This is a genomic window from Vibrio sp. 2092, from assembly GCF_033339635.1.
GTDB classification, from domain to species: domain Bacteria; phylum Pseudomonadota; class Gammaproteobacteria; order Enterobacterales; family Vibrionaceae; genus Vibrio; species Vibrio alginolyticus.
Genome location: NZ_JAWOUY010000007.1, coordinates 232,794 through 252,300 on the forward strand (window position 1 = coordinate 232,794; position 19,507 = coordinate 252,300).

Here is a 19,507-nt window from a genome sequence, read left to right on the forward strand (position 1 = left end):
AATGTCTGCTTCGTTTCCATTAGCGAAACTTACCTTTTTAATCGCTATATTGACTGCCGTGGGTCAAATGACCCAGACAATGTACGTGCCTTCAATCGGTCATATGGCGGGCGAGTTTTTGGTATCTGCGTCATCACTTCAAGCTGTGATGGCTTGTTACCTAATCCCATATGGCTTGTCGCAATTTGCGTATGGCACACTATCGGACCGCTTGGGACGCAAACCGAGCATCATCGTCGGTCTACTTATCTACATCCTAGGTACTTTGGTGGCGCTATTTGCACACCAATTTGAGTGGTTCTTGGCTGGTAGCTTCATTCAAGGTTTGGGGATCGGTTGTGGCGGCGCGATGTCACGAACTCTAACTCGCGACTGCTTTGAAGGTGCTGAGCTGCATCGTGCAAACAGCTTGATCAGCATGTGCGTGATTTTCTCACCACTAATGGCACCAGTACTTGGCGGCTACCTAACAGAAGCATTTGGTTGGCGCTCTAGCTACCTATTTCTAGCTCTGTTCGGCATCGCGGTGGTGATTACCATGATGACCAGCATGATGGAGACTCTGCCAAAAGAGAAACGCAAGTTCGAACCAGTGGCAAAAAGCTACAAGCACGTTTTGTCTGACCGCCGCTTCCAAGGCTTTTTAATCTGCCTAGTTGCGACGTTTGCTGGCGTAGGTGTGTTCGAAGCAGCTGCTGGGGTATTACTAGGTGGTGTATTGGCATTACCAGCCACTACCGTAAGTTTGCTGTTTATCTTGCCGATCCCGGGCTACTTAGTGGGAGCAGGTTTGTCTAGCTATATCGCGCAGCGTCGCTCTGAGCGTCGTGCGTTAAATGTTGGTTTGGTGTCGATCTTTATCGGTTCAGCCGTCGTATTAATCCCAGGCTTGTTTGGCGTAACGACTGCACTGACGTTAATTGGTGGCGCAACTATTTATTTCCTAGGTGCGGGCATTCTGTTCCCAGCAGCAACAACTGGAGCGATTGCGCCATTCCCATACCATGCAGGAACAGCAGGCGCGACATTGGGTGGCATGCAAAACTTGGGGGCAGGTGTCGCAACTTTGCTCGCGTCACTATTTCCAGCGCATAACCAGATGCCTTTGGGCATTATGATGATGGCAATGTCGGTAATTGCAATGCTTGGGTTAATGTGGGTGAATCGAGCACACAATCACTCAAACGAAGTACCGCAAGTTATCTGATCATTATCAGCTTAGTTTCACAATCCAAAAGGGACACACTCAACAAGTGTGTCCCTTTTTTCATATCACACTATATCGATTTCCCGATGAGAATGATTTAACTTTCGAATTGATATTTGTTAAAAATAACAGCTACTTACACAATGTGTTTTCAGCGCCCTTCAAATTGAGTATCCAACTCGGAAATATTGAGGATTCTCACTTTTTCGGTATACCCCATAACAAAGAATGGACAACTGAAAACCACTAACAAAATGAAAGCCCAGCCCTCAGGATGAGGCCACTTGGGTGTACAATAAGGATAAAATCAGATGCGTTTCACTTTAACTACGTTGGCCTTCTCGGTCGCGCTTGTCGCCGGATGCAGCAATCAAGGAATCCCCAGCATGACTCAATACTCCCAAACACAGATCGTTGCTCAACAAACTCAAGCTCCGGTTGCGAAAAAAGTCCCTCACTCGATGACTATTCATGGCGATACCCGCGTTGATAACTACTACTGGATGCGTGACGACGAACGTAAAGACCCTGAAATTTTACAGCACCTAGAGAAAGAAAATCAGTACGCAGAAACCGTTCTAAAGCACACTGAAACACTTCAAGATACGCTATTTGAAGAAATTAAAGGGCGCATCGCAAAAGACGACAACTCAGTACCGGTTCGTAAAGGCAACTACTTCTACTCCAGTGAAGTGACCGGAGATAACGAGTACGAAGTCCATTTGCGAGCTAAAGACTTTGCAGGCAAAGACAAACAAATCATTTTAGATGTCAATGAACTAGCAAAAGAACATGAATTTTTCAGTATCGGCGGCCTATACGTTAGTCCGAATGAAAACTTATTGGCGTATGGCGAAGACACATTAAGCCGCCGCGTGTACACCCTTAAGATCAAAGACCTGACAACAGGCAATTACCTACAAGATGAAATCGAAGGGGCCTCAAGCGCTGTCGCATGGCAGAACGATAACAACGCCTTTTACTACATCAAAAAAGATCCACAGACCTTATTGGGCTACCAAGTTTATCGTCATGTATTGGGCACACCACAAAGCAGCGATGAGCTGATTTTTGAGGAAACCGACAGCGCCTATTACACCTCACTAAGCAAAAGCAAAGATGGCGAAGATATTTATATCTGGCATTCGAGTACAGAAACCAGTGGGGTCTCTATCATTGATGCGAACAACCCTAAAGCAAAGGCGAAACCGTTCTATCCTCGTGAAGATGGCATTGAATACAGTATTTCTAAGCTAGGCGATTGGTACTACATTTATACTAACTATCAAGCCGTCAACTTCCGTTTGATGAAAGTTCATCAAAATGACATGCATGACCGCTCTAAATGGCAAGATGTGATTGCCGCAGACGACAATACTCAACTTGTCGACTTCGAGTTATTCAATGATCACATCGTCTATGAGCAGCGCTCTAACGGCCTAGCAAGCGTCACTGTACGTCAGCTTTCAACAGGAAAAGAACTCCCCCTCACATTTAATGACGATGCGTTTGCTGCCTATTTGACAGGTAACCTAGAGCTGGATAACGAGAAAGTTCGTATTTATTACAGCAGTTTAACCACTCCAGGAACCTACTACGATTTCGATCTAAAAACGGGCGGGTCAGAAATCATGAAGCAAACACCTGTACTTGGTGATTTTAATCCTGACAATTACCAATCAGAACGCATCATGGTCACAGCCCGTGACGGTAAAGAAGTACCCGTTTCTTTGGTGTATCGTAAAGACTTATTTAAGAAAGATGGTACAAATCCACTCTACCAATATGGTTATGGATCTTATGGCGCAACCATTGAGCCAACTTTCCGCTCGACACGTTTGAGTCTATTGGATCGCGGCTTTGTTTACGCCATTGCTCATATTCGTGGATCTGAAATGCTTGGCCGCCCTTGGTATGAAGACGGTAAAAAACTAACCAAGCAAAACACATTCAACGACTTTATTGATGTGACTAAAGGTTTGGTTGAACAAGGCTACGGCGCGAAAGATAAAGTCTTCGCTGTTGGTGGCTCTGCAGGAGGTCTCTTAATGGGGGCTATCATCAACCAAGCACCAGAACTGTACCGCGGTATCGGTGCACATGTTCCGTTTGTGGACGTGGTAACCACTATGCTCGATGAATCAATTCCATTGACCACCAATGAGTATGATGAATGGGGTAACCCAAATAACAAAACATACTATGACTATATGTTGAGTTACTCGCCTTACGACAACATCAAGGCGCAAAACTACCCGAACATGTTGGTAACGACTGGCTTGCACGACTCTCAAGTACAGTACTTTGAACCAATGAAGTGGGTCGCCAAACTTCGTGAAATGAAGACAGACGATAACGTCTTGTTGTTCAAAACCGATATGGAAGCCGGACACGGCGGCGCATCTGGTCGATTTAAGCGCTTAAAAGAAGATGCGCTAGAGTATGCCTTCTTCCTCGATTTACTCGATAAAAAATAAGCGTATTAATAGAACTGCATCTCTTCTAACAACAAAAATGCCCGCAAGTTGCGGGCATTTTTTATAGACGCACTCTCTAAACAAAGAGTGGGGTTACCTAAGCACAGAATGACTAGCGTCTCTTATAGCCAAAGGATAGCAGAAAGAAAAACGCCTACTCACAACGAGTAGGCGTTAACACAATAAATGTGTTTAGGCAGTAGAAACTGGCCTATTTATTAGAAGTAGTAACGAGCACCTAGAGTCCAGTAGTCGTTCTCTTCATTGTTGTAGTCGTTACCTAGATCAAACTGGTAAGCTGCAAACGTTACGAAAGCAGGAGTTACAGCGTACTCTGCTTGTAGCGCAGTTTCGCTTGAAACTGTCTTATTGTCTTCTTCGTCTTCTACGCCTTCGTAGTTAACGCTGAATGTCCAATCGTTTACGCCGTATGCCAAAAGAGCTTCAAGTTGAGAAGTGTCTTTACGCATTTGGTAAAAGTACTCGTTCATCCCGTATACTACTGCTGCGTATAGACCTGAACCGTACTGACCGTAGTTTACAGAGAATAGGTGTGATTCAGCGTTCTTAGTACCTAGAGTCGCGTTTTTAACATCACCACCGCTGTATACGTAGCCTAGACCAAAGCCAGCTACAGAACCGCTCAATGCAACTTGACCACGTTGCTCGTATGTTGTTGCATCTGAAGTTTGCTCACCTTGCCAACCTAGACCTAGGTTGAAAGCAAAACCTTCACCAAATTCAAAACCTTTACGGTAGCTAAGCATTTTATCAGCACGAGCTGAGCCTAGGTTGCCGTGGTTGTCGTACAAAAAGTCGTTCGCAAACGCGATTGGTAGATCCGCAACGCCAGCGACATCGTAGTAAGGTGACCATTGAGTACCTGCTACTAAACGGCCAAACTGCTCATGAGTAGCACCGATGTAACCTAGACGAGTTTTGAATGACTGTTCACCACCATTTAGGTAGTTAAGCGCCCATTCACCTTTAGCGTCGATAGTAATACCGTTGCCAATGTCTTTCTTACCCGCAACGTTAATACGCGGAGACACTTGGTGAACTTTTACATCTTCTTCGAAATACTCACCCACGCCAACTGAAACGTGACCGCCGATCGATAAAGATGTACCATCGCTGTTGTAAACTTCTGCTGCGAAGGCCTGTGAACCACATGCTAGTGCCGCCACTGCAACGGCTAGAGTTTTCATTTTCATTGTTAACATCCGTATAGTTGTTTGTACCGGTTCGCTTAGAAACAGATTAAATCCGAATCAATCGCAACGAACACATAACAAAGTAGTAATGAAATAGAAATGAAACAAACACTTTCTTATGCAACCAGTGGTATTAATGCTCACATTTTGAAATGGATCACAAAAAAATAGGGAACTTTTCATTCCCCATCATAAAATCTGTGGCTTTTTACGTGTCACATCTCCCAACGTGCGAGTGGCTTCTCAGTTTTGATACCCTTACTGCCCCAGCGGTCAATAACATCAATTTGCAGTATGCGGCTCGGTTTAATAAGCGATGTCAAGGTTTTCGACGGTCGTTTATCCGTCACCAACCATAGCGTTTTATCTTGTTCAAACTGAGCTTTTAAAGATAATTTGTCTTCTTCTGTCCACTCGAGTTCCGGCTTAAATTCGCGCCCAACCACAAACAATTGGTTGCCAGAGGCAAAGTCCTCTAGTGACTCACTCATCAGTACCACTGAATCGATGCCTTTATCGAAGATCTCTGCCTGTTGTTGGTTGATCAGTTCACGCACATTGAGCATAAGAGCCTGTTGATTCGTTTGAATCGTCTTTTGGTGTTCAGGATATACACGTTGTAGATCCTCTCCAACAATACCCGCCATTCGGATTAAGTTTGTAGGGTTCAGCCATGCGTACTTCGATGTTGACCCGTTTTCCAATGTCAGTACTGCAACTCCTTGAGCTCTAGGAGAAATGGCCTGCGATGCATCGATTTCAATCAAGTGAATGTTGCCCTGTCGAGCGTAAACATAAGTCGGGTCTTGTTTCCAAATCGCACCAAGAGTAATAGCAACCGTCGCGGCTTGACCCGCTTGCTTAACTTGCTCTGTACCTTTATTTGCGAACCAGTTCTCAAGACGCTCAACGCCGTAACGCTTTGGAGGCAGATACTGAGTCTCTATCCCTGTACCTTTCATGAGTTGCTCAGACAACATGTACGTGACGGGAGTGCTGGTTAAAATGTCTTTGGCGCTTGCCCACGATGGAAGTGTTGTCGCTATAACCAAACCAAAAGTTATCGCTAATTTTTTTATCTTCATGTTCATTACTTTATAAAAAGGGTTACGCTTTTTGGATAATTCGGTAAACCGTTGCTGTTAGGAAAAATGCCGCAGAAACAATGATGATGGATGCGCCTGATGGCACTGGTAGCTCAAGCTCCATCGGCAGTATGGTTCCTACTAAACACGCAATGGTTGCCAATAAAGAAGAAAGGAGAACAAAACTGCCCATGCGTTTAGTCAATAACCGAGCCGTTGCACCAGGAATCAGTAGCAATGCACCAACCAATACAGCGCCAATAATCTTTACCGCGGCGATGGTGACCAAGGTGATCATCATGACAAATAAGTAATCATAAAAGCTGGTATTAAAGCCGCGTACACGTGCAATATCCGGGCTAATACAAGTCAGCAAAATGCGGTTAAACGTTGGAATAAGAAGCAGTAATATGATCAAACAACTGATCGCTAAAATAAGGATATCGTTGTCCGTCACAGTCAAGATCGAGCCAAACAACACGTTCTCCAACATGTGAATGTTGATCTTGCGAGCAACGTACATTAACAGCGCAGCACCAACCGCTAACGCTAGTGCAAGAAAAACCCCAACCAGTGTGTCGTAAGGTACATTCGTACGATTACGAACAAAGTGAAGCAACAGCGCAAAAATCATACAAAAGCTAAACAATCCGATGATCGGATTCTCTGGCGGCTCACCGAGCAACACACCAATCGCGATTCCGGTAAGCGCAGCATGCCCAACCGCTTCAGAGAAAAAAGCCAGTCGCTTGGCGATGACTAATGTACCAAGACCACCAAGTAATGGTCCTAATATCAGCGCTGCAACAATTGCGTTCACCATGAAAGCATAAGAAAAGCTATCGCTTAACCATCCAGCTTCAACGCCGCTAACCGCTAACTCTCGCAACCAATCCATTATGCAGCCTCCACTTTTGCTGTGTAGTGCTTGAATAATGTTTCTATACGATCAGGACTTAGTACATCTGAATGGTGCCCTGACGCCACAATTTGACGATTTACAACATGGACCTGCGCATCTAAACGGCGCACTGCGGTCACGTCATGGTGTACTGCCAGTACCGTTTTGCCTTCTCCAACGACTTCATGAATCAAACCTTCAAGATATCGAACACCTTGCTCATCCATGCCAGTTGTAGGTTCGTCTAAAACCAATAAATTGGGCTCATCCAGTAAAGCTTGCGCAAACAAAACACGCTGTTGCTCACCGCCAGAGAGTTGCCCCATACGACGGTCGCTACGCGTTGCCATACCCACGCGATCCAGCTGGGCCAGGGCATGTTGAGTTTGTTTCGTTTTACGTCGCCAAAATAGAGGGATACGGGTTTGGTTAAGCAGTACAAAATCCATCACGGTTAACGGGAGGCTTGCTTCAAACATCGCTTTTTGTGGCACATACCCTATCTTCCCCGATGCATCTGATGGCTCTGGCCAATTGAGTGCAATGTTTCCCGAAAACGGCGTAAGTCCAAGTACCGAACGAAGCAAAGAAGTTTTCCCACCACCATTCGGTCCCATAATCACGTGACATTTCGCGTTCTCGAATTCGGCGCTGATATTCTGCAAAATGATATTGTCGGCGTATTTTAGGCCCACGTTACTTAAGGAAACGGAAGGTCCAGTCATTACGCCTTTTCCCCTGCTCGCTTACTCGCCACAAATTTCATGGCTTCGATTAGTGTTTCCACATTATCTCGCATCTCAACCTCAACTTTATCGGCCTCATACTCACCGTGAGTCATGTGAGAAAAGCGATAAAGCTGCACCCCAGTCGCCTCTTCGATGGTATCAACAAAGCGATTCGGCATATTGAGCTCATAAAACAGAACATCAATGCCCGATTCACGAATTTTCTCTATCGTTTCCTGTAGCTGACTTGCACTTGGTTCTACACCATGAGCAGGCTCAATGACAGCGGCAACGTCAACACCAAACTCCTGAAGGATATATCCGTAAGCATTGTGGGTTGTCGCCACCTTCATACCAGCCGTGTCCAACTCACCAAGAGACAACATTGCATCACGCTTCATCAGGCGAAATGTTTTCGCGTATTTACGAGCATTTTGGCGATAGAACGTAGCATTGTCTGGGTCCAATTGGCTTAGCTCACTCGCGATGGTGTAAACCTTTTGAATGGTTGTTGATAAACCGACAAAGGTGTGAGGGTTCACTGCTCCTTGACCAACAGACTGCCCCATAGCAGGCAATAAAGGCACTTCTTTGTTCGCCTCGATAACCACGAGATCATCACGCTGAGAAGCCTTGATCACTTTCAGTGCAAAATCGTCATGACCAATACCATTGATCACTATTACGTCCATTTCATTTAAGCGCTTAAGATCATTAGGTTGTGGCAAATAGTTGTGAGGATTAAAACCAGCATCAACCAAAGGAATGATGTCCGCCTTCTCACCAACAACGGCTTTAACATAGCTGTAATAAGGTTGAAGCGTAATACCAATACTGAGTTTATCGGCAGCAAAGCCAGTAGAAGACACCGTCAATAACGCGGTGGCTGTAAGAATACGACGTAAAAGAGAGCGTTTGATCATAGTACTTATCAATTATGTTGTCTTAATGGGCGTGAGAATGAGAGGAAGAGTCTGACAGAACGATTTGTTTCCACCCGAAATCGTGGCGTTTAGCTAGATCGCTTAGTCCCTCCACATTTAACGAACGGCTAGAATCATTAAACCAAATATCAGCTTGAGAACTGCGGCTATCCAACAGCATGGAAGCAGAGCCTTGGGCACTGGTCTTCACGCCAATGTAGACACCGTCATCAATTCGTTGCCACTGATGAGAACCTTTACGCTTCCAGTTTTGGTCTTTCACGAACGGAGCAATCCAAAGCACCTCCATATCAGAGATCTCAGGCCAAGTTCCGGTATCTAACTGCAAATCACGAATCTCTTCATGAGCGAGCTTAAGCTCAGCGATCAACCCCAACTCATTTTGATGTAAATCCGTGATTAACACTTGATGAGACTGCATGTCTGGCTTTTCAGTCGCGACCTGATGGTAGGGCATAAGTATGGCTGCTGAACTGAGAATTGCTGCGATTGTCAGTGCGACCCACTTTCCTTCTCGGTTACCATCATCAGGGCGAACTTTCTGTACACTCATTTCTCTTTCAGCTCAACGATATCCACTTCCACCGGGCTTTCATGTCCGGCATCAAATACCAAATAGAAATCTGTTTCAGGGTGAGTAAATTCTGCGATGGAACGCTTATCTGTTTTTTCTTTGGCGATCAGATTGTCGTCGTAATCGTACATTTCGACATCGTAGTCGACCGCTGTCGATCCATCCGAGTAGCCCGCTTCACAAATCACTTTATCTTGCGCCAAGTGACAGCTCATCAGAGGAAAATGTGCAGCAGCGTGAAAGGACGCAAATCCAGAAAAAAGCAAAACCGCTTTTAGAAGAGAAGTGTTATTCATGATAATTCCAAAATGGCCCAGCAATTGCTGAGCCTAATTCGATTAGTTAAGTTGAGTTTCAAACGTAAGATGAACATTGGCACTCGCTTTATCCGCCAATGGATTATCTTTTAATTCACCTTTGTAGTTCGCTTTCATTAAGTAGCGCCCAGCGACTTCTGGCGTGAAGATCACTTTGCCATCTTTATCGCTCACCACATCGATTTGTTCTTGATGGTTTCGGTACATGGTACCTTCACGTGTAATCTCAGCAGTAACGCCCTCTTGTGGCTCTCCGTTAAAGAAAAACTGGAAAGTCACAGGCTCACCTTCAATGATGTCCGATGGATGCGTGATCGGTTTCATCTCCAGCATTTTGCCTTCAATCTCCAACGCTTTGTCCGTTGGCATACCAACCGTAATGTAGCTTTCTGCTCGGGTGTAACTTAGTTGAGTAACCACATCACGCGCTTGCTCAGGAAGCACGTCACCACGCTCAGCTTTGTTTGCTCGCGCCCATTTCACCGTATCACGACGGCCCGCTTTGTATTGTGTGTAGTAGCTCGGCTGATTATTAATCGCAACTTTGTGCGTGCCTTCGTCTGTAAAAAAGAAATCAAACATAGAGCGACGCTTGCCACGAACAACAAAGTTAGGACGCTCAGAGCGGCCATCCGGCATCACCACAAATGCCTGATCACTACCCGCAGGCTTATCAAAAACAAACGTTCCGTGAGAGGCAGTAACATCAAATGTCAGCCAGTCACCGCCTTCTTTAGAAACCGTAAAGTGAGAGGGCAGAACCCAACGTGGATGTGCTTGCGCGGTGGTGGTTACAGCCAATCCCATTGCCATTACACTCGCCAATGCCACTGCTTTCATTTTGGTTTTCATTGTTGTGTCCTTTAATCACTTAACTTGATAATTGACGGTGATGACACCCGTCTCTTGTGTTGGTTTAAGCTCATAGCGCACGTCACTGTCCGCTAGCGTTATTTTTTGACGTAAGTAGTTTCGCCCACCGTGTTCACGAACGACTTCGACGTACAACGTGTAATTTCCTTGCTCCAAACGCTCCCCTGAGTCATTGGTTCCATCCCAGACAAAGCGGTATTGACCAGCAGGACGTGTTGCAGAAGTCACCGCATCAACAAGTTCACGATCATAACGACCCGCTTTTCTCCACCAGCTGCGTAGATCTTTTAACCATTCGTCTTTCCCTACCCATAACTGAATGGTTTTAACCGGTTTACGCTGATCGTTTTCAACCCAAACCGCCACATAAGGGCGTGCATACATTGAGGTATCTATCTTTGGAAGTTCGAGTTCGAAGTCGACCTTCGCGTTATCTGGTAGAGGCGCCGCGGAAAGAGAGAAAGGAGTAAAAGCCGCGATCAAAGCGGCTTTACAAAAGTGATTACGGCGGAAAAATCTTCCTGTGTTCAACATAAGTGTTCTCTAAAAAAGCTGTTATGGAACAGCAACAAAATAAATTACGAGCGACAGTAACGTACCAAAGCTCATCCATTGCATTGACGTTCTGAGCGTCTTCTTCTTAGGCAGTAACAAGCACACGCCTGTAAGAACAAAAAACACCATCAAAAGCGCAGTGACGTCGATAAACCACTTCCAAATCCCACCACTGTTGCGTCCTTTATGTAGATCGTTCAGCAGCGCAACAATACCGTAGTGCGTCGTTTCGACGTCTGCTGAACCAGTAGTCATATCAATAAAGACCGTAGCGTTATAACCCGGGCCTTTAAAATCCATAGAAAGCTCTCCGAGTAACAACTCACCTTGCTCAACTTCGGTATACACATCTAGTGCGGAGGGAGTGCCGCGAAGCTCGGTTTCTTTAGTCAAGAAAGCCACCAGCCCTTCACGATTAGGTTGAAAGGTATCTGAATGTGAGAATAAAACTGAGTGCGGAACCGTCAGAGTATGTTGTTGAATGATAGGTTCACTGCGTTCAAACAATTCGGGGCGATTGAGGGTAATACCAGTTACTGCAAAAAACAGCGTAACTAAGAGAAGAGCCATCGAAATATAGATATGTAGGCGGCGAGCCCAAGTTTGAACACCTTTGCTTTTAAGCAACATAAAAACAATCATCACCAATAAATGTGGGGCATAATTTAGGTGATAATCATTCGTATTGGCATTTAATTTACATTGTTTACTTTTTCAATTCAGCTTGGCTTGCACATGTTTTAGCTATTTGGGCCAATGCGAGTTACCGATTGCCTACCCTCTAGATAATAACCCTATCAATTTTAATGACTCAAAATTTAATGATATTTCCAATACTAAAAAGTGGGATAGACTCCACCAAAATGCGCCTTTATGTATATTTAATGAAAAGCTTAAAAACTATCCATAAACTAGATAAAAAAGGTAAGCTAAGAAGTTAGTGTAGGGTTAGATAGAGAAGATTTTCTGATGCTAGCCAAACGTTATGGTGTAGTTCAGAAGGAAAAATATGAACAAGAATGTTGGAATAATTCTCTTATCACTTTTCTCAAGTGTCACTTTCGCAAGTGAAAAGTTTGAAGCCAGTTTGTTTAACAACGTAAGCCAATCTATCGATAATTATGGTGCTAAGATAAAGCTGTGCGAATCTATGGCAGACCAGAATACACCTGACAAACAAACCCTAGAGTATTCAAAGAAGCATATAGAAGCATTAACTCCTGTTCTGCCGTTTTTAAGCGAGAAAGCTTTTGAGGCTTGTGTATTAAAAGAGAAGCAAGAGCTAGCATATTATCTATTAATAGCAAAAAATAACGCTTCAAGAACCTCAACATTAAAGCTTGTAGAATCGACTGAAAGCCTAACTTTTCATATCGAACCTACATCGAGAGAAAAGTTTGAAACACTGAGCAAGGTACATCAAGAATACATAGAGAAAAGCCCTTTTTTCTCCCGACCATTTGATGCATTAGCTTTTTATGAAAAGCTCATACAATAAATAGCCTTTATGACTTTAGACAAAAAAATACCCGAGACTGAGCTCGGGTATTTAATAAAAATGTTCGCTATGAGTTCTGCGTCGATTCTACTTTGCGTAGCTGTGATAGATACTTAACCCAACTCTTTGCCTGATTCGATGGCTTAATCTCATTCGCTCTTTTGGCATTAGCGAGCGCATCGTCAAACCGCTTAAGTTTGTAGTAAGCGCGAGTTTTGATAAGTGCAACATCCGCTTTACGACCTCTGACCTTATCGAGCGCGGCAATGGCATCTTTATAATGGCCTTCTTGCACCAACAGTTGAGAATAGTTCCAGTAATACTGCCTATCTAGCTGAGCTGCAATACGCCAGCTATCAATAGACTCTTCCCACTCTTTTGCCATTTGCCAATACGTTGCTTGCTGAGCTTTTAGCTTACTATTCGAGTTTACATCCTCTAGCTCGTTCATCACCAACGCAGCTCTCTCAGGAATACCTCGTTTCGCGTACAATTGTGCCAGCAGCTTTAAGTCATCTTGGCTAAGTTGTAACCCTTTCAGTTTTGCCAACGCCAAAGAGTCTAGGGCACGTTTGTTGTCATCAACCCGTAGGTATAGAGCAACAAGCTGACGCCACCATTCAATTCGCTCAGGTTCAATCACGATTAAGCGTTTGATGGTCGAGATTGCCGGCTTCCACTTTTTCAGTTCTAGCTCAGCAGAAAGCTTTATCGACAATGCGCCAAGCTTGTCTGGCTGACCAAATTTCTCATAACGAGCCATTGCTGAAAGCACTTTTTGCCACTGACTCAGTTGATAATGAGATTGGGAAATACGCAGCCATAGCTCATGCGCTTTTTGACCTTTAGGAATGTTTTTGCTCAAGGCATAGTAATGAGGTAAAGCCTTAGAAAAACGTTGCTCGTTCAGCAGTATATCAGCCAACATTTTTCGGGTTTGCCATGCTTGCTCATCTTGTAGCAAACCACTATTGACTGCCAACTCAAGTTGCTTAATCGCCGCTTGAGTTTGCTCGTTCTGCCAGTAAAAAATACCCAACATTCGAGCGACATAAGCTTGGTCATATCCACGAGAAAGCTCCATAGCTTCAAGAGATGAAATCGCTTCTTTCAGTTTCTCTTCTTGAGCCAAATTATGTGCTCGTTGAACTCTCACTGCGGTGTATTGGCTTAACTCACTGGCAATGGTTGAGAGTGCACTCAGGCTTAATACCGTACCGATTAAGAATTTTTTCATCATTTGGCTAACTTGAACTCCACTTTAGCGGTTTGTCCGAACTGCTCAATTGACACACCATCCTCAACTTTTGGCTGATACTTCCATTTTTTAAGCGCACGGATTGCTTCCCTTTCAAACATGCGCTCGGGCTCAGCCTCGATCACTTCAATATCTTTTGGTCGTCCAGTTGCATCGATCGTGAAACGCATAATGACATAACCTTCCACTCTACGTTTCAGCGCCTTACTTGGATAGCGAGGATCAACACGATACAACGGCAGTGCTTGCTGGTTGCCCATTGTTCCCTTCAAGTTTGGTGCACTAATCGCGATGCCTTCAAGGGCAGTGTTTAAACCTAAAGCACTGACTGGCGTCATCTGACTCATTGGTTCCATTTGAGTGTCAGCTTGAGACAGATCCATTGGCTCCGGCGCTTGAGGTGGTTCTGGTTGCTCCGGCACTGAACGTTGACGACGCTGCACGTCTGCTTCATTCTCTACCATCACCATATCAAAACGAACGGCTTCTGAAGCTTCTGGCGCACGCTGGTTGCCTTTATCAACCATCCACGCCATAAAGCTAAACAAGCTCACAGAAATTAACAGTGATGCTGGTAGTGCAAGTAACAGCCTGCCCATTAAGGTTTCTCCGCCGCCAATGCAATGTTCTTCACACCCGCCGCCTTTGCAGCGTCCATCACTTTCACGACAGTGCCATTGTAAGCATGCTCGTCAGCTTGGATAACTAACGAAGCATCAGGCTGATCAAGTAACAGGTGCTCAATAGAGGCCTCAACACGCTCAATATCAACCACTCGTTTGTCGATGTACACATCATTCGCTGCCGTTACTGCGATAAAAATGCCCGCGTCTTTTTGGCTTACTACATTAGAAGCCTGAGGGCGATTCACTTCTACACCAGATTCACGTACAAACGAACTGGTCACAATGAAGAAGATCAACATGATGAAGACGATATCAAGCATCGAGGTTAAATCGACTTGAGCTTCATCTTGTTGGTTAGGTCTGCGTCCGAGTCTCACTTTTGACTCCTTAAAGATTGTTCTAACTGGATAGCTTTTCGTTCACACACTTTGCTAAGGCGAGCATGAATAAACATGCCCGCAAGCGCTGCTACCATACCCGCCATGGTTGGCAGCGTAGCAAGTGAGATACCAGAAGCCATCAATTTCGGATTGCTGCTGCCTTGCGATGCCATTACGTCAAACACCGTAATCATGCCTGTCACCGTCCCTAACAACCCTAGCATTGGGCAAACCGCCACAAGTAGCTTAATAGTCGATAGGTTTTGGCGCAGTTCGATTTGCGCTTTTGCAATCCATCCTTCACGGATTTGATGCGCGTACCAAGAGTGGTGCTCTGATCTTGCTTGCCACTGCTCACAAAGCTGTTTTTTTACCCCAGGGAAAACCGTTGTGAGATAAATAACTCGCTCCATAACCAACAGCCAGCACACCGCCACGACGGCGGCCAGCCACCATAGGATTTGACCACCTTGCTGCATAAAGCTCATCAAGGTTGTGGCCCAATCCTCACTGATCAAACCCAATGTGCTGAGTAGGATCTGCTCCATTACGCTGCGTTCTCCGCTAAGGTGTTAGAGTGACTTTTGTTACTCGGCATATCACGCTCAGCTTGTTCTGCAACTAAACCGATGCCTTGTTTTTCTAAGATACTGCGAATATTTTCTGCTTGAGAGCTCAATACGTTGTGCGCTAATAGCAAAGGCATGGCTGAAACAAGGCCAAGTACGGTAGTCACAAGTGCCATCGAAATGCCACCCGCCATTACTTTCGGATCACCATTACCAAATTGAGTGATGACTTGGAAGGTTTCGATCATACCCGTTACCGTGCCTAGTAGGCCAAGCATAGGAGCTAGAGCAGCAAGAAGCTTAAGCATCGACAACCCTTTTTCTAGGTGGGTTTGCTCATCAACAACGGCTTCCAAAAGACGTAGTTCTAACGCTTCTACGCTGCGATGCTTGTCTTTCTGGTATACCGCAAGCACGCGACCCAAAGGGTTGTTTCCTGGCTGCGCTGGGGTTTTCAGTTGCTTCATGATTTTCTGGCGCGAAATCATCAGAGATGCACCACGTACGAGCGCAATCAATAGGCCGATAGCCAATAAACCAAGGATGATTTTGCCGACAACGCCACCCGCATTTAGGCGATCAGCCAAAGTCGGTGAGTTTGCGAGCTGCTCAAGAAGAATGCCACGTGACGGATCTATGACAAGCGCATCAATGTCACCAGAGGAAATAGTATTCGCTGTTGGACCGCTTTCAGGCTGACGAAGATAGTTTACCGCATCTCCGCGTTGACCATTCCACTTAACGTAGCCAGTGTCATCCAGCAGCGCCATAGAACCAAGACGAACACCACTAACCGTTTGTTCACGACCCTCGCCATTTAGCAGTGTGAAAGAGACGTTTGCCATTTCACCGCTTGCTTTGATTTGTTCTTCCATGCTGCGCCACATCGCCTGAAGTTGGGTCAACGTTGGCAGTGATTTAGCCGCAACAATAGCATCGATATCTTTCTGATATGAGTTTGCATCTACACCGGTTACTGAGCTTTTTAGCTCAGACTCTAGCTCTTTTGCGTTCTGGCGAACGACGCCAAATAACTCACCTAGGCTCCCGGTTTCTAGACGCAACTTTTCTTCTAGCTGTGCCAGTTCTGCTTCATTTTCACCGAAGGTAACACTTAATGAGTCCGCCTCTGCTTGAAGAGCAGCACGCTCTGCCACCAATTTATTCTTTATAGCCTGTAGGTCTTGCTCTGTTTGCTTAAAACCTGATTCACGCGCGACATTGTGCGATTGCTGTTGACGATTTTCTTGCTGCGCCTTTTGTAACAACGCATCACTAGCAAAAGTTGTATAAGGCATTAATGCGGCTGTCGAGATTAATGCAACCGATAACCATTTTTTCATCATTTATTTGCCCTCCGCAGCGGTTAACGACACTGGTAGAGTTAACATGCTCGGCGCGATCTGTTTATTCGCCATAGCGAACGCTTTGTCTAGCTCTGATTTTTGCTCAGAACCCACTTGTTGCCATGCTTGTTGTTGCTGTGACCAGCTCCAAAATGTGTCACCAGATAAGCTACGCGCTACCAAAGACAAACGCCCTAAATAGAGAATGTCCGCCTCCACAGCTTCATTGTCACCTAGGTTAATCTTGCCTTGGTAAACGCCAAGCTTGGTGCCGTAATCCATTTCAATTTGGTACGCTTCTAAAATACGACGAAACTTCTCTGCATCCGCAACGTCTGCACGCGTCATCATGGAATCCAGCTTTGCAATTCGCTCCTCACGTTGCGCTTTGCGTATAGGCTTGTCGTTAGCGACGAGCACTTTTAAGCCCTCAAGCATGTGATACATCAAAGGCACGACACCTTGACGAGTTTGAGCAATCTGCTCAATTTGCTCGTTCAAGCTATCAACTTCTTGATTTTGACTTTCAACAAGGCTTGCAAGGTGATCGCGATAAATCTTCAAGTTACCGACTTCCTCTTGCAGCTGCTCAATTTCAGCTTCTAGAGTAAGTGATTTTTCTGCGCTTGCATCAATACGTTTTTGGCTTACCGCCGACGACTGGTTTGTTTTACTCTGCACAGCTTGTGCATCGTTTAAGTTCGCCGCGTGAGCGGGAATCAAAACCGATGATATCAACAGAGCGATACTTGATTTCATTAGATTCATACGAGTTATATTTCTGTGTTCCAAAAACGACCAAAGGGGAAGACTACCCTTCCCCTTTAATAATCAAATTGTTATCAGTACTTGAACTGGATTGTTGCCATGTAGTTGCGGCCTTCTCCAACCACAACCCCACTCGCACCTTTTTGCTCGCCATTCGTGCTACCACCACCTGCGAAGTAGTCGGTATCGAATAAATTCTCGACATTGAATCGAGCAATAATATCCAAGTTTTCATCGTACTTATGTTTGTATGACACGCCCATATCAACGCGAGCGTAGCCATCTTTCTTGAAGGTGTTCTTTGCATCACCGTAGCGATCACCTTCATAAATCAAACCAAGGTTTAAGTTAGTGTTGTCTTGAACCTTGTAGCTAGACCATAGACTTGCCGAGAACTCTGGCACGTCTACAGGGCGGTTACCTTCATATCTTTCTGCCTTCTTAAGCTCTGCATCCAAATACATTGCAGAAGCGGTTAGCGACAACTCTGGGGTCACAAAACCTTGAGCCATTAACTCAGCGCCTTTGTGAACTTGCTCACCACCTTGCGTTTTCTTGTGTAGGAGATTGCCGCCCGCGTCTTTGCCGCTTTCAACATCCAGCGAGATGTTCTCTAACGTGATATCAAACACAGCACCAGATACAAATAAACGCTGATCAAACAGTTCCCACTTCGTACCGATTTCATAAGAGATACCACGCTCAGCGTCGAGTTTCTCACCTTCATTGATGTAGGTACGACTACCGTTGCTGACTTCACCTTGCGGCATAAAGCTTTCAGAATACTGAACGTAAACCGAGCCATTCGTCGATGGGTGGAATATCACACCTAACTTTGGAGAAACTTGGTTTTCGGTCAGTTCATCATCACGCTTTTCGTCATAACGAACACCTGCAAGCACTTGCCAGTAATCATTAATAGTCATCATATTTTGCGCGTAGATACCCCAAGTATCGTACTCAGCTGTTGGTGATTTCCTCGAACTACTATAGCTAGGCTTAGGCACCGTTTCTCCTGGCGCAATACTCGCCTCATTATGAAATGCCATAAAGCGATCATAACTGTAATCTAAGTAGTTAGCGCCCACTAACAACGTGTTTTCCGTACCGAACAAAGTAAAGTCCGTCGTCACATCTATATATGCAGTATCAAATACCCAATTATCGGAGCGATCGTTGCCTCGATGCTTAATCGTATTTAACTCTTCATACTGATCAAACTTAGGGTAAGACTCTACATCAAAACGCTTAAAGTCTTGGCGGTTGTAACCTGCTTTTACGTTCACGTTATCCGTGACTTGCGCATTAATATCGACACCGTAGTTTTCTACTTCGTTATCAATTTCAGACCACTGCGCATCCCAAATGTACTTATCACCGCGAACCGCTTTGCCATCAACAATGTATGCGCCAGAGTCCACGCTACCGTCGTCTTTCGTGCGATCGTAATGAGCCGATACCATAAAGTTGTCTGTGATATCGTACTCAACCACTAGGCCAGCTACCGTACGATCTGTTTTAGGCTCAGTGCCATCACCGTACCTGCGCCAAGAGCCGTAGCTTTCTTTGGCAAAAATTGCGCGCGCTCGCAGTGTCTCTGCATCATTTAGCGCGCCACTCACATCAAGCACAGTGCGTGAGTGATCATTCGAACCTAGATCTTGACTCAAACTTGCTTGTGTTTGAGTTGTTGGTTTTTTCGAAACCATGTTTACCAAACCACCCGGCTCAGATTTACCGTATAGCAGACCTGATGGACCTTTAAGCACTTCAACACGCTCTAAAAGCTCAATTGGCTGACGGTAGTGTGACCAGTGTTGACGACCATCACGAAGAAAACCGTCTGAACTGCTAAGTTCAAAACCACGTAGAGAGAAACGTTCGCGGTTACGGCTTGTACCACCCGCGCTAACACTTGCATCGTTACGTAGCACTTCACCAAGTGTACTTGCACGCTGCTCATCAATTACCGTTTCATCGATAACCGCTACTTGTCCCGGCGTTTCCAGCTGCGTCATTTCCATGCGCATTGCTGTACTGTTTGTATCTGCCTTGTAGCCGAACTCTCGACCTTCTACAACTACATGTTCGTCTGTTTGAACTTCCGCCACTGCAGGTGTTGCTAACACTGCACCGATCACTAACGCCAAATGGCTCTTAGTAAACATATCCTTTCACTCCGATTAT

General features: G+C 45.2%; 20 protein-coding genes. 3 read left to right on the forward strand and 17 right to left on the reverse strand.

Features of this window, described 5'->3' with window-relative positions:
• Position 1: 1 nt before the first annotated feature.
• Together emrD and R7P80_RS14625 are read left to right on the forward strand one after the other, a co-directional pair.
• Positions 2–1,207, forward strand: a complete 1,206-nt coding sequence (emrD, locus tag R7P80_RS14620) for a multidrug efflux MFS transporter EmrD (RefSeq protein ID WP_225491654.1) — start codon at positions 2–4, stop codon at positions 1,205–1,207.
• Between the two features lie 311 nt (positions 1,208–1,518).
• Entirely contained in the window at positions 1,519–3,684 is a 2,166-nt protein-coding gene (locus R7P80_RS14625) for a S9 family peptidase (protein ID WP_225491653.1), read from the forward strand.
• Positions 3,685–3,902: 218 nt separating this feature from the next.
• Here the strand turns inward: R7P80_RS14625 and R7P80_RS14630 are convergent, their stop codons facing one another.
• From R7P80_RS14630 to R7P80_RS14675, 10 genes are all read right to left on the reverse strand, one after another.
• Positions 3,903–4,898 carry a porin gene (locus R7P80_RS14630; protein ID WP_017635534.1) on the reverse strand — a complete coding sequence of 332 codons (996 nt, stop codon included), beginning with the start codon at positions 4,896–4,898 and terminating at the stop codon, positions 3,903–3,905.
• 215 nt (positions 4,899–5,113) lie between these two features.
• Complete coding sequence (locus R7P80_RS14635) at positions 5,114–5,983, reverse strand: metal ABC transporter solute-binding protein, Zn/Mn family (RefSeq protein ID WP_225491652.1); 870 nt, start codon at positions 5,981–5,983, stop codon at positions 5,114–5,116.
• A gap of 22 nt (positions 5,984–6,005) precedes the next feature.
• Complete coding sequence (locus tag R7P80_RS14640; protein WP_005393560.1) at positions 6,006–6,881, reverse strand: metal ABC transporter permease; 876 nt, start codon at positions 6,879–6,881, stop codon at positions 6,006–6,008.
• Positions 6,881–7,609, reverse strand: a complete 729-nt coding sequence (locus R7P80_RS14645; protein ID WP_225491651.1) for a metal ABC transporter ATP-binding protein — start codon at positions 7,607–7,609, stop codon at positions 6,881–6,883. The genes R7P80_RS14640 and R7P80_RS14645 overlap by 1 nt, the downstream gene beginning before the upstream one ends.
• Positions 7,609–8,535 carry a metal ABC transporter solute-binding protein, Zn/Mn family gene (locus R7P80_RS14650; RefSeq protein WP_065275096.1) on the reverse strand — a complete coding sequence of 309 codons (927 nt, stop codon included), beginning with the start codon at positions 8,533–8,535 and terminating at the stop codon, positions 7,609–7,611. The genes R7P80_RS14645 and R7P80_RS14650 overlap by 1 nt, the downstream gene beginning before the upstream one ends.
• A 22-nt stretch (positions 8,536–8,557) precedes the next feature.
• Positions 8,558–9,109: a DUF6162 family protein gene (locus R7P80_RS14655; RefSeq protein ID WP_005374250.1), complete on the reverse strand. Its 552-nt coding sequence runs from the start codon at positions 9,107–9,109 to the stop codon at positions 8,558–8,560.
• Positions 9,106–9,426, reverse strand: a complete 321-nt coding sequence (locus R7P80_RS14660; RefSeq protein ID WP_005374251.1) for a hypothetical protein — start codon at positions 9,424–9,426, stop codon at positions 9,106–9,108. The genes R7P80_RS14655 and R7P80_RS14660 overlap by 4 nt, the downstream gene beginning before the upstream one ends.
• Before the next feature lie 42 nt (positions 9,427–9,468).
• Positions 9,469–10,299 (reverse strand): DUF4198 domain-containing protein, encoded by an 831-nt coding sequence (locus R7P80_RS14665; RefSeq protein ID WP_225491650.1) that lies wholly within the window; start codon positions 10,297–10,299, stop codon positions 9,469–9,471.
• A 15-nt stretch (positions 10,300–10,314) separates the two neighbouring features.
• Positions 10,315–10,854 carry a DUF2271 domain-containing protein gene (locus R7P80_RS14670; RefSeq protein ID WP_054576196.1) on the reverse strand — a complete coding sequence of 180 codons (540 nt, stop codon included), beginning with the start codon at positions 10,852–10,854 and terminating at the stop codon, positions 10,315–10,317.
• A 21-nt stretch (positions 10,855–10,875) separates the two neighbouring features.
• On the reverse strand, positions 10,876–11,505 hold the full coding sequence (locus R7P80_RS14675; protein ID WP_064369691.1) for a PepSY-associated TM helix domain-containing protein: 630 nt from the start codon (positions 11,503–11,505) through the stop codon (positions 10,876–10,878).
• A gap of 379 nt (positions 11,506–11,884) precedes the next feature.
• Here R7P80_RS14675 and R7P80_RS14680 point away from each other — a divergent pair, with 379 nt between their 5' ends.
• The gene (locus R7P80_RS14680) at positions 11,885–12,373 is read left to right on the forward strand and encodes a hypothetical protein (protein WP_042523421.1); all 489 of its coding nucleotides are present in this window, start codon (positions 11,885–11,887) and stop codon (positions 12,371–12,373) included.
• A 67-nt stretch (positions 12,374–12,440) separates the two neighbouring features.
• Here the strand turns inward: R7P80_RS14680 and R7P80_RS14685 are convergent, their stop codons facing one another.
• From R7P80_RS14685 to R7P80_RS14715, 7 genes are all read right to left on the reverse strand, one after another.
• Complete coding sequence (locus R7P80_RS14685) at positions 12,441–13,613, reverse strand: tetratricopeptide repeat protein (protein ID WP_205391283.1); 1,173 nt, start codon at positions 13,611–13,613, stop codon at positions 12,441–12,443.
• Positions 13,610–14,230 (reverse strand): energy transducer TonB, encoded by a 621-nt coding sequence (locus R7P80_RS14690; protein WP_005374256.1) that lies wholly within the window; start codon positions 14,228–14,230, stop codon positions 13,610–13,612. Before R7P80_RS14690 ends, R7P80_RS14685 begins: the two co-directional genes overlap by 4 nt.
• Positions 14,230–14,634: an ExbD/TolR family protein gene (locus R7P80_RS14695; protein ID WP_005374257.1), complete on the reverse strand. Its 405-nt coding sequence runs from the start codon at positions 14,632–14,634 to the stop codon at positions 14,230–14,232. The genes R7P80_RS14690 and R7P80_RS14695 overlap by 1 nt, the downstream gene beginning before the upstream one ends.
• Positions 14,631–15,185: a MotA/TolQ/ExbB proton channel family protein gene (locus R7P80_RS14700; RefSeq protein WP_017635540.1), complete on the reverse strand. Its 555-nt coding sequence runs from the start codon at positions 15,183–15,185 to the stop codon at positions 14,631–14,633. The genes R7P80_RS14695 and R7P80_RS14700 overlap by 4 nt, the downstream gene beginning before the upstream one ends.
• The gene (locus R7P80_RS14705) at positions 15,185–16,552 is read right to left on the reverse strand and encodes a MotA/TolQ/ExbB proton channel family protein (protein WP_053350833.1); all 1,368 of its coding nucleotides are present in this window, start codon (positions 16,550–16,552) and stop codon (positions 15,185–15,187) included. Before R7P80_RS14705 ends, R7P80_RS14700 begins: the two co-directional genes overlap by 1 nt.
• Positions 16,553–17,320 carry a DUF3450 domain-containing protein gene (locus tag R7P80_RS14710; protein ID WP_005374260.1) on the reverse strand — a complete coding sequence of 256 codons (768 nt, stop codon included), beginning with the start codon at positions 17,318–17,320 and terminating at the stop codon, positions 16,553–16,555. It lies immediately after the preceding gene.
• Between the two features lie 74 nt (positions 17,321–17,394).
• On the reverse strand, positions 17,395–19,488 hold the full coding sequence (locus R7P80_RS14715) for a TonB-dependent siderophore receptor (protein ID WP_054729623.1): 2,094 nt from the start codon (positions 19,486–19,488) through the stop codon (positions 17,395–17,397).
• Positions 19,489–19,507: the final 19 nt, after the last annotated feature.